This window comes from Microlunatus sp. YIM B11417 (assembly GCF_059617205.1).
This window is the reverse complement of record NZ_JCAMPJ010000002.1, coordinates 975,400-988,943: the sequence shown is the minus strand read 5'-3', so window position 1 is coordinate 988,943 and position 13,544 is coordinate 975,400. Positions and strand designations below refer to the sequence as shown.

14 protein-coding genes and 1 pseudogene are annotated in these 13,544 nt (G+C 70.3%); 5 read left to right on the top strand and 10 right to left on the bottom strand.

What is annotated here, in order from left to right; all coding sequences use genetic code 11:
- Window positions 1–3: 3 nt before the first annotated feature.
- Window positions 4–1,026, top strand: a complete 1,023-nt coding sequence (locus AC6CCG_RS15060; protein WP_496655358.1) for a methyltransferase — start codon at window positions 4–6, stop codon at window positions 1,024–1,026.
- On the opposite strand, the gene AC6CCG_RS15055 is transcribed toward AC6CCG_RS15060, so the two are convergent.
- Window positions 1,016–1,909, bottom strand: coding sequence for a helix-turn-helix transcriptional regulator (locus AC6CCG_RS15055; RefSeq protein ID WP_496655357.1), 894 nt, complete (start codon window positions 1,907–1,909; stop codon window positions 1,016–1,018). The genes AC6CCG_RS15060 and AC6CCG_RS15055 overlap by 11 nt on opposite strands.
- Window positions 1,910–1,975: 66 nt before the next feature.
- Here AC6CCG_RS15055 and AC6CCG_RS15050 point away from each other — a divergent pair, with 66 nt between their 5' ends.
- Window positions 1,976–2,932, top strand: a complete 957-nt coding sequence (locus AC6CCG_RS15050; RefSeq protein ID WP_496655355.1) for a phytanoyl-CoA dioxygenase family protein — start codon at window positions 1,976–1,978, stop codon at window positions 2,930–2,932.
- A 6-nt stretch (window positions 2,933–2,938) separates the two neighbouring features.
- Here the strand turns inward: AC6CCG_RS15050 and AC6CCG_RS15045 are convergent, their stop codons facing one another.
- Window positions 2,939–3,763, bottom strand: a complete 825-nt coding sequence (locus AC6CCG_RS15045; RefSeq protein WP_496655354.1) for an alpha/beta fold hydrolase — start codon at window positions 3,761–3,763, stop codon at window positions 2,939–2,941.
- Window positions 3,764–3,773: 10 nt separating this feature from the next.
- Window positions 3,774–4,595 (bottom strand): phytanoyl-CoA dioxygenase family protein, encoded by an 822-nt coding sequence (locus tag AC6CCG_RS15040; RefSeq protein WP_496655353.1) that lies wholly within the window; start codon window positions 4,593–4,595, stop codon window positions 3,774–3,776.
- A 91-nt stretch (window positions 4,596–4,686) separates the two neighbouring features.
- Here AC6CCG_RS15040 and AC6CCG_RS15035 point away from each other — a divergent pair, with 91 nt between their 5' ends.
- Entirely contained in the window at window positions 4,687–5,523 is an 837-nt protein-coding gene (locus tag AC6CCG_RS15035; RefSeq protein ID WP_496655352.1) for a helix-turn-helix domain-containing protein, read from the top strand.
- Between the two features lie 59 nt (window positions 5,524–5,582).
- Here the strand turns inward: AC6CCG_RS15035 and AC6CCG_RS15030 are convergent, their stop codons facing one another.
- The 4 genes from AC6CCG_RS15030 to AC6CCG_RS15015 form a co-directional block, all read right to left on the bottom strand.
- Window positions 5,583–5,828 (bottom strand): hypothetical protein, encoded by a 246-nt coding sequence (locus AC6CCG_RS15030; protein ID WP_496655351.1) that lies wholly within the window; start codon window positions 5,826–5,828, stop codon window positions 5,583–5,585.
- Window positions 5,829–5,838: 10 nt separating this feature from the next.
- Window positions 5,839–6,885 carry a hypothetical protein gene (locus tag AC6CCG_RS15025; protein ID WP_496655350.1) on the bottom strand — a complete coding sequence of 349 codons (1,047 nt, stop codon included), beginning with the start codon at window positions 6,883–6,885 and terminating at the stop codon, window positions 5,839–5,841.
- 18 nt (window positions 6,886–6,903) lie between these two features.
- On the bottom strand, window positions 6,904–8,988 hold the full coding sequence (locus AC6CCG_RS15020; protein ID WP_496655348.1) for an outer membrane protein assembly factor BamB family protein: 2,085 nt from the start codon (window positions 8,986–8,988) through the stop codon (window positions 6,904–6,906).
- 101 nt (window positions 8,989–9,089) lie between these two features.
- Window positions 9,090–9,995, bottom strand: coding sequence for a LysR family transcriptional regulator (locus AC6CCG_RS15015; protein ID WP_496655347.1), 906 nt, complete (start codon window positions 9,993–9,995; stop codon window positions 9,090–9,092).
- 84 nt (window positions 9,996–10,079) lie between these two features.
- On the opposite strand from AC6CCG_RS15015, the pseudogene AC6CCG_RS15010 reads away from it, so the two are divergent.
- Together AC6CCG_RS15010 and AC6CCG_RS15005 are read left to right on the top strand one after the other, a co-directional pair.
- A pseudogene (locus tag AC6CCG_RS15010) lies at window positions 10,080–10,586 on the top strand (SDR family oxidoreductase); the annotation flags it as partial.
- A 37-nt stretch (window positions 10,587–10,623) separates the two neighbouring features.
- Entirely contained in the window at window positions 10,624–10,935 is a 312-nt protein-coding gene (locus tag AC6CCG_RS15005) for a hypothetical protein (protein ID WP_496655413.1), read from the top strand.
- A gap of 64 nt (window positions 10,936–10,999) precedes the next feature.
- Here the strand turns inward: AC6CCG_RS15005 and rplQ are convergent, their stop codons facing one another.
- The 3 genes from rplQ to rpsD form a co-directional block, all read right to left on the bottom strand.
- The gene (gene rplQ / locus AC6CCG_RS15000; RefSeq protein WP_496655346.1) at window positions 11,000–11,734 is read right to left on the bottom strand and encodes a 50S ribosomal protein L17, sunset domain variant; all 735 of its coding nucleotides are present in this window, start codon (window positions 11,732–11,734) and stop codon (window positions 11,000–11,002) included.
- A 31-nt stretch (window positions 11,735–11,765) separates the two neighbouring features.
- Window positions 11,766–12,791 (bottom strand): DNA-directed RNA polymerase subunit alpha, encoded by a 1,026-nt coding sequence (locus AC6CCG_RS14995; RefSeq protein ID WP_496655345.1) that lies wholly within the window; start codon window positions 12,789–12,791, stop codon window positions 11,766–11,768.
- A gap of 145 nt (window positions 12,792–12,936) precedes the next feature.
- Window positions 12,937–13,542: a 30S ribosomal protein S4 gene (rpsD, locus tag AC6CCG_RS14990; RefSeq protein WP_496655344.1), complete on the bottom strand. Its 606-nt coding sequence runs from the start codon at window positions 13,540–13,542 to the stop codon at window positions 12,937–12,939.
- Window positions 13,543–13,544: the final 2 nt, after the last annotated feature.

The window sequence follows — 13,544 nt, the reverse complement described above, 5'->3', positions numbered from 1 at the left end:
GGAATGTCGAACGACCTGTTGGCGGCCTGGTCCGTGACCGACCTGGTGACCCCCGTCGCGGTACGGATCCTGGCCTCGCTCGGCCTACTCCGGCGGATCGCCGCCGAGCCCGTACCGCTGCCGCGACTGGCCGCGGAGCACGACCTGCGGGAGCCGACGCTGCGCCGGATCCTCCGGCTGCTCGCCCTCCGCGGTGTGGTCCGGATCGGACCCGGCGAGGTCGTCGAGGCGACGCCGGTGGGGCGGATCCTCGGCGACGGGCCAGGCGGCGCGTTCTCGACCCGGCTCGACTGGTCCGGCGCCGCCGGGACCTTGGACCGGCTCGTCCTCGACGACTGCCTCGCCGCGGTCCGTGGCCGTACCCCGGAAGACCTGTGGTCGCGGCTGGACGGCGACCCCGGCTTCAGCCGGTCGTTCGACGCCCTGATGGCGGCGCGGGCCGGCGAGTGGCTGGCGCCGGTCGTCGCCCTCCCGCTCTGGCGGGAGGCCGGCCGGGTGGTCGAGCTCGGCGGCGGCCGGGGTCACCTGCTGACCGCGCTGCTGGACGCCTGGCCCGAGCTGCGCGGCACCCTGGTGGACCGTGCCGCCGTCGTCACCGACCTGGCCGCGTCCCTGGCGGCCGAGGGCCGGACCGAGCGGCTCAGCGTGGAACCCGGCGACTTCTTCGCCGAGGTGCCGGCCGGCGGCGACGTCTACCTGCTGGCCCACGTGCTGCACGACTGGAACGACGAGCAGGCCGCCCGGATCCTGGCCACCGCGGCTCGCGCCGCCGGTCCGGGCGGCCGGATCGCGGTCGTCGAGCGGGTCGTCGACGAGGATCCGGACCCGACCGATCCGGCCGCGCTGGAAACGGCGATCCAAGATCTCCGGCTGCACGTCCTCTTCGACGGCGGCGAGCGGACCGAGCGGCAGTTCCGGGAGTTGGCCGCCCGCGCCGGGCTCGTCCTCGCCGACTCGTTCGCGCTGTCCGGCCGGCGCCGGCTGCTCCTGCTCACCCCGGCGGCCGGCGGCGGCGTCACAGATTGAGCAGCGGCCCGGCCAGCGGAAGCAGGCCGCAGGTGCGCAGCGGGGCCAGCGGATCGGCGGCGTCGGCCGCGGTCCGGTAGGCGCCCGGCGGTTGGCCGTACGCCTCGCGGAACCGCCGGGAGAAGTGGTACGGGTTCGTGTAGCCGACCAGCCGGGCGATCTCGGCGAGCCCGGCGTTGCTGCGCTGCAGCGCCACCGCGCCGCGGGCCAGCCGGATCAACTCGAAGGCGCGCGCCGGCCCGGTGCCGTAGCTCGCCCGGAACACCCGGTGCAGATGCCCGGCCGAGATGCCGATCGCCGCACACAGTTCCTCGACCGGGATGATCCGCATGCCGTCGGCCGCCCAGGCCGCCCGGACATGATCGACGGCCGCGGCCACCGGTGCAGCCGGCTCGGGACCGGCGTCGGCCATCGGCCCGGTGACGTACAGGTCGACCAGGAGGGTGATCAACTCCACGCTGCGCCGCTGGGCGGCCTCGGTGCCGAGCCCGGCGAGTTCGAGCAGGTAGTCACAGATCCCGCCGAGGATCGGGGCTGCGAGCAGGTCCCGGATCATCGGCCACTGGCCGATCGGTGGCAGCGGTCCGGGATCGGTGATCATGAAATGGACGTACGCATGCCGGGAGACCCGGTGCCGGTCCCAGTGCAGGGCGTCTCGGGTGCCGGGCGTGACCAGGACCAGCTGGCCGGGCCGCAACGGGGTGCTGCCGGACTCGATCGAGCCGTCCGGTCGAGGTCGGGTCCAGATATGGCGGGCCGATCCCTCGAGCAGCCAGACGAACTCGTAACTGATCAGAGTTCGGGGCCCGAACTGGTCTCCCGGGAGATAGTCGGCGACCAGCACGGCCGTCGCCGGCTCCAGCCCGATCGCTCCCGATGTCACGATCAGATATTAGTTCGTGGCAATCGGCCATTGGCCCGGCCACGGTCGCCCGGCACAGTGTTGATCATGACCTCCTTGATCAGCACCCGGACGGCGTTGCGGCTGTTCGACACGGCGGACGCCGAGTTCGCCGCCCACTACGCCGAGCACGGCTTCGCCTTGCTGGCCGACGGTCTCTCCCGCGCCGAGGTCGACGCGGTGAACGACGACGCGCTGCGGCTCTGCCGCGGCGACCTCGGCGAGATCCTCGGCGGCTGGCGCGACAGCGACGACCCGAACAGCGCGCCGCCGGAGTTCGCCGGCATGAGCGACGAGGACGTGCTGCGGTCGTTCCTGTGCATCCACTACCCGCACAAGGCGTCACCGGCCGCCCTGGCCGCGCTCACCGCGCCGCGGATCGTGGATGCCCTGGTCTCGGTGATCGGGCCGAACGTCAAGGCGATGCAGTCGATGCTGTTCGTCAAGTCCGAGGGCAAGCCCGGCCAGGCCTGGCACCAGGACGAGTTCTTCATCCCGACCCGGGACCGTTCGCTGACCGCGGCCTGGATCGCCCTCGACGACGCCACGATCGAGAACGGCTGCCTCTGGGTGCTGCCCGGCTCGCACCGGCGCGGCGTGATCTACCCGTCCAAGGAGCAGAACGACCCGCGGTTCGACTGCACCGGCGAGGCCTACGACTTCCCGTACTCCGACGAGGACGCGGTGCCGGTCGAGATCCCGGCCGGCACGGCGTTGATCTTCAACGGCTACCTGCTGCACCGGTCGCTGGAGAACTCCGGCAAGCACGGCTACCGGCGGGCGCTGGCGAACCACTACATGAGCGCCGAGTCGCTGCTGCCCTGGCGGCCGCCGGTCGACGGCGAGAGCATGGCGACCGCCGACTTCCGCGACGTCCTGCTGGTGGCCGGCGAGGATCCGTACGCCTACAAGGGGATCACCGACGTGAACCGCCCGCTGTCCCGCCCGGACAAGGAGGGCGGCTGCGACCGCTGGCCGTCGGCGAAGGAGACCGCCGAGGAGTAGGTCCGGTCAGCCGGTCTGGATGATCACCTCGTGCAGCAGCTCGGCGGTCTCCTCCGGCCGTTCCAGCCAGGGCAGGTGCCCGGCACCGGCGATGATCCGCTTCCGGGAGCGTTGGACCAGGCCGGCCAGCTCGACCACGTTGGCGGCCGGCCGCGGATCCCGATCACCGTGCAGGAAGGTGACCGGGCAGCGCACCGCGCCGGCCCAGCGGACCAGATCGGCGTCGTCGAACCGCACCTCCCGGTTCGCCCGGAAGTTGATCAGGTTCTCGGACTCGGCCATCTCCCGGGCCAGGTCGAAGCCACGGCCGTGGTCGGCGTAGTCGTGGGCCCAGCTGAGCCGGCGCCACTCGACCTCTTCGGCCCGCGTGCGGTCCGTTGCGGCGAGGTGGGCCAACCGGTCGGCGTACGGGCGTTGGCGGCGCTCCCGTTCGGCCCGGTACGGCGTCCGCCAGTCGCCGGTGCCGAGCCCGGCCAGGTAGCCGACCGCCGCCGCCCGGTCCGGGAACTCGGCGGCGTAGGCGAGCGCGAGGGTGGCACCGAACGAGTGCCCGATCAAGATCAGCTTCGGCGCCGCCCAGGCCTGCCGGAGCTGCTCCAGGTCGGCCAGATAGGTCGTCAGCGACAGGTCGTCGGAGGGCGTGGAGCGACCGCAGCCGCGCTGGTCGTACCGGTGGATCGGGGCGAGCGTGTCGATCATGGACGCGACCGGCTCGAGGTAGTCCCAGAGCCCCGGTCCGCCGTGCAGCAACACCACCGGCGGCCGGCCGGTCACGGTCCCGGTCCGCCAGGTCGCCAGCTCCGCCCCGTCCGACAGCCGTACCCGCTCCACGCCGGGCAGCCTACGGCACGGGATAGAGGACCGGATTGAGCTCGGTGTCGAACCGGTCGCCCGGCTGCCGGCCCGGTGCGCAGGTCGCCAGATCGGCCCGCTGCGCGTCGTTGGTCGGCTCGCCGATGATCATGTCGGCGTCCATGTAGATGATCGTCATCACCCGGCGCGGCACGGTGGAGGTGTTCGGGCCGGCCCGGTGGAAGGTCCAGCCGAGGTGGTAGCTGACGTCGCCGAGCGCGAACGGGCTGTCGTCGATCTCGTACCCCTGGCGCAGCATGAAGTCGGCGACCTTGGCCTCGGACTCGTCACTGATCGGCAGGTCCCGGCCCATCCCGAACCGGTGGCTGCCGACCGCGAAGCTGAGCGGCCCGAGCTCGGCAGGCGTGTCCTGCAAGGGGATCCAGACGGTGATGGCCCGGTCGGTGGACAGCGGCCAGTAGTACTGGTCGGCGTGCCACGGCGTGATCCCGCCGCTCGGCTCCTTGTACAGCGCCTGATCATGGTAGAGCCGCACCGACCGTACGCCGAGCAGGTCGGCGGCCAGCCGGGCCAGGTCGGGCGAGCGGACGAACCGGTCGACCACCGGGCTCTGCTTCCACAGGTGACCGATCTGGAGGAACGCCTTGTTGTACGTGTCGCGTTCCTCCATCGGCAGGTGCTGCGTGTTCAGCTCGATCACCTTCTCGGTGATCACCTCGCCGAACGGTGCCAGTTGATCGGGATCGAGCACGCCACGCAGCTTGATGCAGCCCTGCCGTTCGAAGGCCAGGCGTTCGGCATCGGTCAGTTGATAGGAGCTGGTGACGGTCTCGGCGGTCGTCGTCGTCATGTCCCTCAGCGTGCCTGCCCTGACCGCGACTGACCAGTACCCGGATTGCCCGATCCTGATACTCCGTTACCCGATTGCGTACGATCTCGGCATGCGCCAGCCGCTGTACGAGCGGACCGTGCCGGAGCCCGGCCAGTCCTGGCGGTGGTTCGAGGCCACCGGGCTGTACACCTACCTCTGGCACAACCACGCCGAGTTCGAACTGATCTTGATCACGCACGGCACCGGATCGATCTTCGTCGGCGACCGAGTGCTGTCCTATGCGCCCGGCGACCTGTTCCTGCTCGGCCCGCAACTGCCGCACGCCTACGTCTCGGAGGCGCCGAGCCGGTCGCTGGTCTGTCAGTTCCCGGAGACCTTGATCGGCCCCGAGTTGCGCCACCGGCCCGAGTTCACGAGCCTGCGCCGACTGCTCGGCGAATCGGTCACCGGCCTGCACTACACGCGGTGCGCGGAGCGGGAATGGGAGGGGCTGACCGCCGCCCCGAGTCCCGGACGGCGGACGATCGACCTGCTCGGCCTCCTGGTCGATCTCGCCGACCGGCCCGACCGTCGGCGGGTGGCGAGTTCGCGCTACCTCCCGGACCGCTCCGCCCGGTCCCGCGACCGGTTGGACCGGATCGTCGGCCACCTGGCCGAGCATCTGGCCGAGCCGGTCACGCTCGCCGAGATCGCCGAGGTGGCCGCCCTGACCCCGACCGCGACCAGCCGGTTCTTCCGCCGGCAGACCGGCATGACGATCACCGCGTATCTCAACCGCGCCCGGATCGCCAACGCCTGCCATCTCCTGGCCGAGTCCGACGCCCCGATCGCCACCGTCGCCCGGCTCAGCGGCTTCGCCAACCTGGCCCACTTCAACCGCGAGTTCCGGTGCGGCCTCGGCCAGACCCCGAGCAGCTTCCGTACCGCCGCGCGCCGGATCGTGTGACCCGACGTCCCCTGAGCCTGTCGAAGTGCGAGCCTGATCGGCTCGGTCCTTCGACAGGCTCAGGACGCGGACAGAAAGGCGGCCGACGTGCATCCCAGACCGGTGCCCGGAAACCCTTGCTGGGTTGCGAAGTGACCGGCCAGGACCTCGAGATCACCATCGCTCGGATCGTCCTGGGCCGTGCGGAGGGCGACGGCTCGGATCGGGTCCGTTTCGGACCCGATCCGGGGAACGGCGGTGAGGATCGTCGTCTCGTGCGGAGCCGGCGACGTGCTGTAGAGGAAGATCACCGCGGGCGACGTCATCCGCCGGAGATCAGCTGGGGACCGCGAAGGCGTGGGTCATGGCGGCGTCGTGGCTGGGCCCACCGGGGTCAAGATCATTGTCGTGCAGGCCTCTGGCCATGCCCTGAACTCCGCCGACGAAGTTGCCCAGGTATTCGACCTTGACGTAGGCGTACAGGCGGTTGCAGCCGGGCGGCACCGGCACGGTCGCGTACATCGAGACCACCTTGTGGTGGGTCTGCCTGGTCACCTTCACATCCACCTGGGTCTTCACCGCGGACGCGCAGATCGCGGCGCCGTTCATCGCCTGGACGAAGAGGGTGAACCGCGCGTACGAGACGTCCGAGGAGTGCGGGCATTCCTCAGGCCTGTTCTCGTCCCGGTACACGCAGGACATGAACTCGGTGTCGGCGGCCACCGCGACCGACGTGGATCCGGCCGGCAGGGTCCGGTCGATCAGGGAGGGGCGCAAGGGTTCGCCGGGGTCCACGGGCGTCACGCTGGGTGGGGACGGTTCGTAGACCTGGATGGCCGCTCCGTTGACGTCCTCGTTGACGTCGAAGGAGGCGAACCTCAGTTCCCCCGAGACGGTGAGCGAGGACACGTTCGGACCGAGCGAGTTCGATCGCACGTAGATGTCACAGGTCAACGTGCCCGTGGACGTGGCCGACACCAGGAAGCGGTTGACGATCGTGATGTCGCGGCGATCGGCCGCTCCCCCGATCCACGGGTCGATGTTCTCGCCGAGGACGACCGCGCTCGACCCGGCGCCGTGGCAGATGATCTCGCTGTCGACCAGGTTGATGTGCGCGGACTCGTACGCCCGCAGTTTCGAGTACACGTAGGCCGTCTTCCCGGCGGCCAGCTCCACGAAGATCGTGTCGAGCTTGACCACCCGGTGCATCAGCGGCTCGCCCTCGCCGGGCTGAGCGGGGATCCCGGTGATCAGCCGCGGCCCGAAGACGACCGACGTGGCCGCGCTCGCCGAGGGCGAGACCAAGATCAGCGAGCCGATCAGGGCCACCGCGAACGCGAGGACCGACAGTCCCTGTGCGGGCCGACTCCAACGAGTGATCATCTGCGTGACTCCGACCGGTCAGTACCACTTCACTTCGAGCAGGAGGCCGTTCTGGACGTAGAACTTGCTGGCGCCGGGTGAGGTGTCGGCGAAGCTGCAGCGGTAATTGGGACCAAGATCATCCAGGGTGTCCGGGTCGATCCGGCGAGTGGTTCCGCTGGTGGTGTGGATCGCACCGTCGCCGGGATCCCAGTTCATGTTGACCGCGCGCGGCTGGAAGCCGGTGATGGTGGGCCAGGGGTAGTCGAAGTACTTCTTCGAGCGGAGCAGGCTGCCGTCGGCGGGATCGATCTCGAAGACGGTGCCGTAGGACTGGCCGAACAGGCGACCCTGGCCGTCGAAGGTCAGGCCGGAGACGCCGTCCTCGTCGGCCAGCGGTGTCGAGGTCCACTTCACCTCGCCCGACGCCGCGTCCAGCGCGAAGACCTGGCCGCGGTGCTTCGAGCCGTCGGCCGGATTGCAGCAGCCGAGCGAACCACCGTAGACGATGCCGTCCCGGTAGGTCAGCGCCGAGATCTGGTTGGCGCCGCTGACCAGACCGGAGTTCCAGGTCCGCCGCTCCCCCGTCTCCGGGTCGTACAGGGTGACCGCACCGTTCAGCTGGGTGTTCTTGGGCGAGGTGCCGACGGCCACGTACTTGCCGGCGCTGACCACGGTCCACGGGCGTTCCTGGCCCTCGGCCTTGAGGTCGAACAGCTTCTTCGGGTTGGTGCCGTCCAGGAACGGCTTCGCCGGGTCGTACTCCCACAGCTCGGCGTTGGCGTAGATGCCCAGGTAGAGCTTGCCGTTGTGCGTCCCCATGCCCTCAATCTGGTGCGGGAACTTGTACTCGGTCCACGTCGTCGTCGCCGGGTCGTACGCGACGAAGCCGCCCTGGAAGTAGCCGCCGCCGTAGATCCGGCCGTCCGGGCCCTTGGCCAGCGACCGTGGCGCCGTCGGCGTGCCGACCAGGCCGTCGATCTGGCTGAGGACGCCGGTCCTGGTCACCGTGTCGTAGCGCCACAGGTCACCGGTGGCGCCGCCGCCCACGATGGTCTCGTGGCCGGTGGCCGGATCCGGGAACCGACCGAGGCCCTTGCCCGCGCCGAGGCCGCCCTTGTCCGCCTGCTCGTCGCCGCCCCGGTAGCCGGTGCCGGTCAGCCGGCCGGTCCGCGGATCGAAGAGCTTCAGTTCGGCGGAGTCGATCAGGTAGACCCGGCCGCGGGCGTCGGCCGACGTGATCGTCTGGCCGGCATAGCCCGGGATCTCGTACGCCCACTTCAGGGTCCGCAGATTCAGTACCCAGCCGGTCGAGGCGCTGGTGCCGCCGGCGAACATCACGTAGAGATAGCCGGCCTCGTCCTCCATCTGGTACGCGTACTTGTCGGTCGGCATGCCCTTCGGCAGCGGGATCTCGACCCGCTTGCCGGACACCGGATCCACCTGCCACAGTCCGGCGCTCTGGCCGAGGCCCGCGTAGATCTTGCCCTCGGCGAACTCGACGGACCGGACGTAGCCGTACCGCTCGCCGAAGTCGCCGTAGTCGCGATAGGTCCGGGTCGCGGCATTCCAGGAGATCAACCGGCCACCTGGCAGCGGCGGCGGGGCGAAGCCCTCCGTGGTTCCGATGTAGAAGTTGCCCTTGTCGTCGACGTCGCCCTCCCAGGTGAAGCTGGTGTGCTGCGTCGGCCGGCCGAGGTCCTCGATCTCGGTCGCGCCCCAGGGCAGTCGGTAGACATGCCCGAAGCCGTACGTCGAGGCGAAGACGGTGCCGTGTCGATCGACCGAGACGCCCCAAGCGCCCTGCGCGCCCTTGTCGGCCGGGACCTCGGACGGGTCCGTGTTCGGTACGTGGAGCGTGATCATCCGCAGCACCTTCGCGGAGAAGGTGTCGATCTCGGCCAGGTAGGCCGGCGCCCCGCTGAACACCCGGTACGTCCGCACCGACCCGTCCGGCATCCGCGCGGTCTCGCCGCTCGCCGAACTCGTCGAGTAGAGCGGGATCTGCCCGCGGTTCCACCACTGCGGCGTGGTCGGAACGACCTCCGCGGCGGCGATCGGCGGCCGGGCCAGGCCTGCCGCGACCATGATCAACAACAGTGCACCGACGACCCAGCGACCCATTTCGCCCGCCCCCTCTATTGCGGCATCAATTTCGGACACCCGAACGGGCTTTAACGCCCTGCCGCTAATTCTGTGAATCTAAGGACGCTCGGCGTTCCACGTCAAGAGGTCGATGCAACCAGGCCGCGCGTCGCCTCGATCAGAACCCGCAGCAGGGCCCGGCGGTCACCGCGTCGCCAGGCCAGTACGAGCTCCGACGGCGGCACTCCGGTGACCGGCCGGACCGCGATGTCGTCGCCACGGAACAGGGGCACGTTGCCCGCGGCGACCAGACAGACCCCGAGCCCGGCCGCCAGCGCCTCCCGGGTCTCGTCGGTCGACGCGATCTCCGCCCCGATCACCGGCGGCCGGTCGCCCCGGCTCTCGGTGGCGAGCCAGAAGTCGCGGTTCACCCCGGCGGCCGCCGGGAGGGCGAGGAACGGTTCGTCGAGCAGGCTCTCGAACGGGATCGTCTCCGCGCCGGCCAGGCGGTGCCCGGCCGGCAGCAGCACCGACCGTTCCTCGGCGGCGACGGTGATCCAGTCGAAGCGGTCGGGCTCAGCCAGCGGCAGCCAGACGAAGGCCGCGTCGCAGCCCTCCTCGGCCGGGCCGCTCAGCCCACCGGTGGTATCGGCCCACCCGATCTGGCGCAGTTGCAGGGTCGCAGCCGGGGCCGCGTCGGCGAAGCGGGCCCGGATCGCCGGCAGCAGCCCGCGACCCAGCCCGGTGCTGATCCCGACGACCAGCGTGGCCGCGGTCTCCGTCGCCGACGCGGCCAGGTCCGCCTCGGCCGTGGCCCAGGCGGCCAGCACGTCCCGCGCCCTCGGCAGCAGCGCAGCGCCTGCCGTCGTCAACTGCACCCGGCGGCGGTCGCGTTCGAACAGCCGCACCCTCAGCCGGCCCTCCAGCGCCCGGATCTGCTTGGACAGCGCGGGCTGGCTGACGAACAGCACCTCGGCCGCCCGGCCGAAGTGCAGGTGCTCGGCGACCGCGACGAAGTAGCGCAACTCACGCAGGTGCACGTCCATGCCCGATGGTTATCACAGCAGGTCTTGGACGCCCGCCGCGCGGTACGGAAGCGTGGTTGCCCACGCAGAACGCGAAGGAGAACCATGAACACCACCCAGCGGGTCTGGCTGATCACCGGCGCCACCAGCGGCTTCGGCCGGGCCCTGACCGAGGCCGCGATCGCCGCCGGCGACATCGTCATCGGCGCGGCCCGCAGCCCGGAGCGGCTCGACGACCTGGTCGCCGCCCACCAAGATCAACTCGAGGCGATCAAGCTCGACGTGACCGATGCCGCTTCGATCGACCGGGTTGTGGCCGACCTGATCCGGCGCTACGGCCGGATCGACGTCCTGGTCAACAACGCCGGCCGGACCCAGATCGGCGCCGTCGAGGAGACCACCGATGCCGAGCTGCGGGACCTGTTCGAGCTGCACTTCTTCGGGCCGGCCGCGCTGACCCGGGCCGTACTGCCGCACTTCCGGGAACGGCGCAGCGGGGCGGTCGTCATGCTGAGCAGCATGGGCGGGCAGCTGTCGTTCGCCGGGTTCTCGGCCTACAGCGCGACGAAGTTCGCCGTCGAGGGGTTCGCCGAGGCACTGGCCGACGAGGTGTCGCCGTACGGGATCAAGGTCCTGGTGGTCGAGCCGGGTGCCTTCCGGACCGGGCTGTTCGGCAAGGGGAGCCGCCTACTTCAGCGACCCGCTGGACGCCTACGACTCCTCGGTCGGCGAGACCCGGCGGATGGTGGAGGCGGGCGACGGGACCCAGGCCGGCGACCCGGCGAAGGCCGCGGCCGCGATCCTGACCGCGCTGGCCGCCGACCGGACGCCGCTCCGGCTGCCGCTCGGCGGGGACGCCGTCGACGCGATCCGCGGCCACCTGGAGCAGGTCGGCGCCGAGGTGGACGCGTGGGAGCCGGTCGCCCGCGACACCGCCTTCACCGCCGAGCCGGCCCACTGACGCGAAACGGAAACGGCGCCCCTCCCCTGCTGGGGACGGGCGCCGTTCCGGTGCTTGCTGAAGCTCAGCCGGCCTTGGTGAAGCCGGCGGCCTGAGCCGCCTCTTCGCTGTCGAACCAGACCTCGGCCTCGGTCTGGTCGTACCACTGCGAGGCCTCGGTGTGGTACTTCATCGAGTCCTCGTTGCCCTTGATCGTGAAGCCCGCCGGCGGCTCGGAGCCCCGGTACGTGCCCTCCGACGTGGACCCTTCGGCGGCCAGCTCGGCGTTCGTCGGCTCGGAGGTGTCCTCCGCGCTGTCCCCGGCGAGCTCGGCGTTGGTCGGCTCCGCGGTGTCCTCGGCCTCGGCGGCCGCCGGCTCCTTGGGCTCCTCGGCCTTGGCGGCGGGCTTCGCCGCGGCCTTCTTGGCCGTGGCCTTGCCGTTCGCGGCCTTGGACTCCTCGACCGTCTCCGTCACCAGTTCGATCACGGCCATCGGGGCGTTGTCGCCCTTGCGCGGCCCGACCTTGGTGATCCGGGTGTAGCCGCCGTCGCGCTCCGCGAACGTCGGCGCGATGTCGGCGAACAGGGTGTGCACGACGCCCTTGTCCCGGATGGTCGAGAGCACCAGCCGACGGGCGTGCAGGTCGCCGCGCTTGGCCTTGGTGATCAACTTCTCGGCGAGCGGCTGGACCCGCTTCGCCTTCGCCTCCGTCGTCACGATCCGGCCGTGCTCGAACAGCTGGCTGGCCAGGTTGGACAGGATCAGGCGCTCATGGGCCGGGCTGCCGCCGAGCCGGTTGCCCTTGGTGGGTGTTGGCATGTGTCAGTTCTTCCTCGTCATGGCTTTCGACTCAGTACTGCTCGGTCTCGCTGAAGTCGACCTCGTCCTCGGACTCTTCGTCGTCGTAGTTCCGGCCCACCGTCAGCGGATCGAAGCCCGGCGAGCTGTCCTTCAGGGACAGGCCCATCTCGTGCAGCTTCAGCTTGACCTCGTCGATCGACTTGGAGCCGAAGTTCCGGATGTCCAGCAGATCCTGCTCGCTGCGGGACACCAACTCGCTCACCGTGTGGATGCCCTCCCGCTTCAGGCAGTTGTACGAACGCACGGTGAGGTTCAGGTCCTCCACCGGCAGCGCCAGATCGGCGGCCAGCTGCTCGTCGATCGGCGACGGGCCGATCTCGATGCCCTCGGCCTCCAGGTTCAGCTCACGGGCCAGGCCGAACAGCTCGACCAGGGTGCGGCCGGCCGAAGCCACCGCGTCCCGCGGGCGGATCGCCGTCTTGGTCTCGACGTCCAGGATCAGGCGGTCGAAGTCGGTCCGCTGCTCGACCCGGGTGGCCTCGACCTTGTAGGTGACCTTGAGCACCGGCGAGTAGATCGAGTCGACCGGGATCCGGCCGATCTCGGCGTCGACGGCCTTGTTCTGCACCGCGGAGACGTAGCCACGGCCACGCTCGACGACCAGTTCCATCTCCAGCCGGCCGTTCTCGGCCAGGGTGGCGATGTGCAGGTCCGGGTTGTGCACCTCGACGCCGGCCGGCGGGGCGATGTCGGCCGCGGTGACCGCGCCCGGGCCCGCCTTGCGCAGGTACATGGTGACCGGCTCGTCCTCCTCGGAGGAGACGACCAGGCCCTTGAGGTTCAGGATGATCTCGGTGACGTCCTCGACGACGCCCTCGAGCGTGTCGAACTCGTGCTGGTTGCCGTCGATCTTGATGCTGGTGACGGCCGCCCCCGGGATCGAGGACAGCAGCGTGCGCCGCAGTGAATTGCCGAGCGTGTAACCGAATCCGGGCTCCAGCGGCTCGATGACGAACCGGGACCGGTAGTCGGAGACGGTCTCCTCCGACAGCGTCGGGCGCTGTGCGATCAACATGGTGTTTCGTTCCTTCCCCGTACCGACCGCTATTTGACGGTACGGAAACCGCCGGCGCATCCGACGCCGGCGGGCTCCTGCCTGTTCGTTCCCTGAGCCTGTCGAAGGGCGGTTGGCGCTTCGACGGGCTCAGGGCACGTACGTCCTACTTGGAGTAGAGCTCGACGATCAGCTGTTCCTGAACGTCGATCACGATCTGCTCCCGGGTCGGCAGCTGGTGGATCAGGATGCGCATCTTGTTGGGCAGCGCGTCCATCCAGCCGGGCACGTCCCGCTCGCCGTGGGTCTCGCGGGCGATCACCAGCGGGGTGAGCTCGCGGGACTTCTCCTTGACGTCGATCACGTCGTGCGGGCTGACCCGGTACGACGGGATGTTCACCTTCTGGCCGTTGACCAGGAAGTGGCCGTGCACGACCAGCTGCCGAGCCTGCCGACGGGTCCGGGCGAAGCCGGCCCGGTACACGACGTTGTCCAGGCGCGACTCGAGGATCTGCAGCAGCAGGTCGCCGGTCTTGCCGGACTGACGGCTGGACTCCTCGAAGTAGCGGGCGAACTGCTTCTCCAGCACGCCGTACGCGAACCGCGCCTTCTGCTTCTCCCGCAACTGCAGCGCGTACTCGGTGTCCTTGGTGCGGCCGCGGCCGTGCACGCCGGGCGGATAGGGGCGGCGCTCGAACGCCTTGTCGCCACCGACCAGGTCAACACCCAGCCGTCGCGACTTCTTGGTCATGGGACCGGTGTAGCGAGCCATGA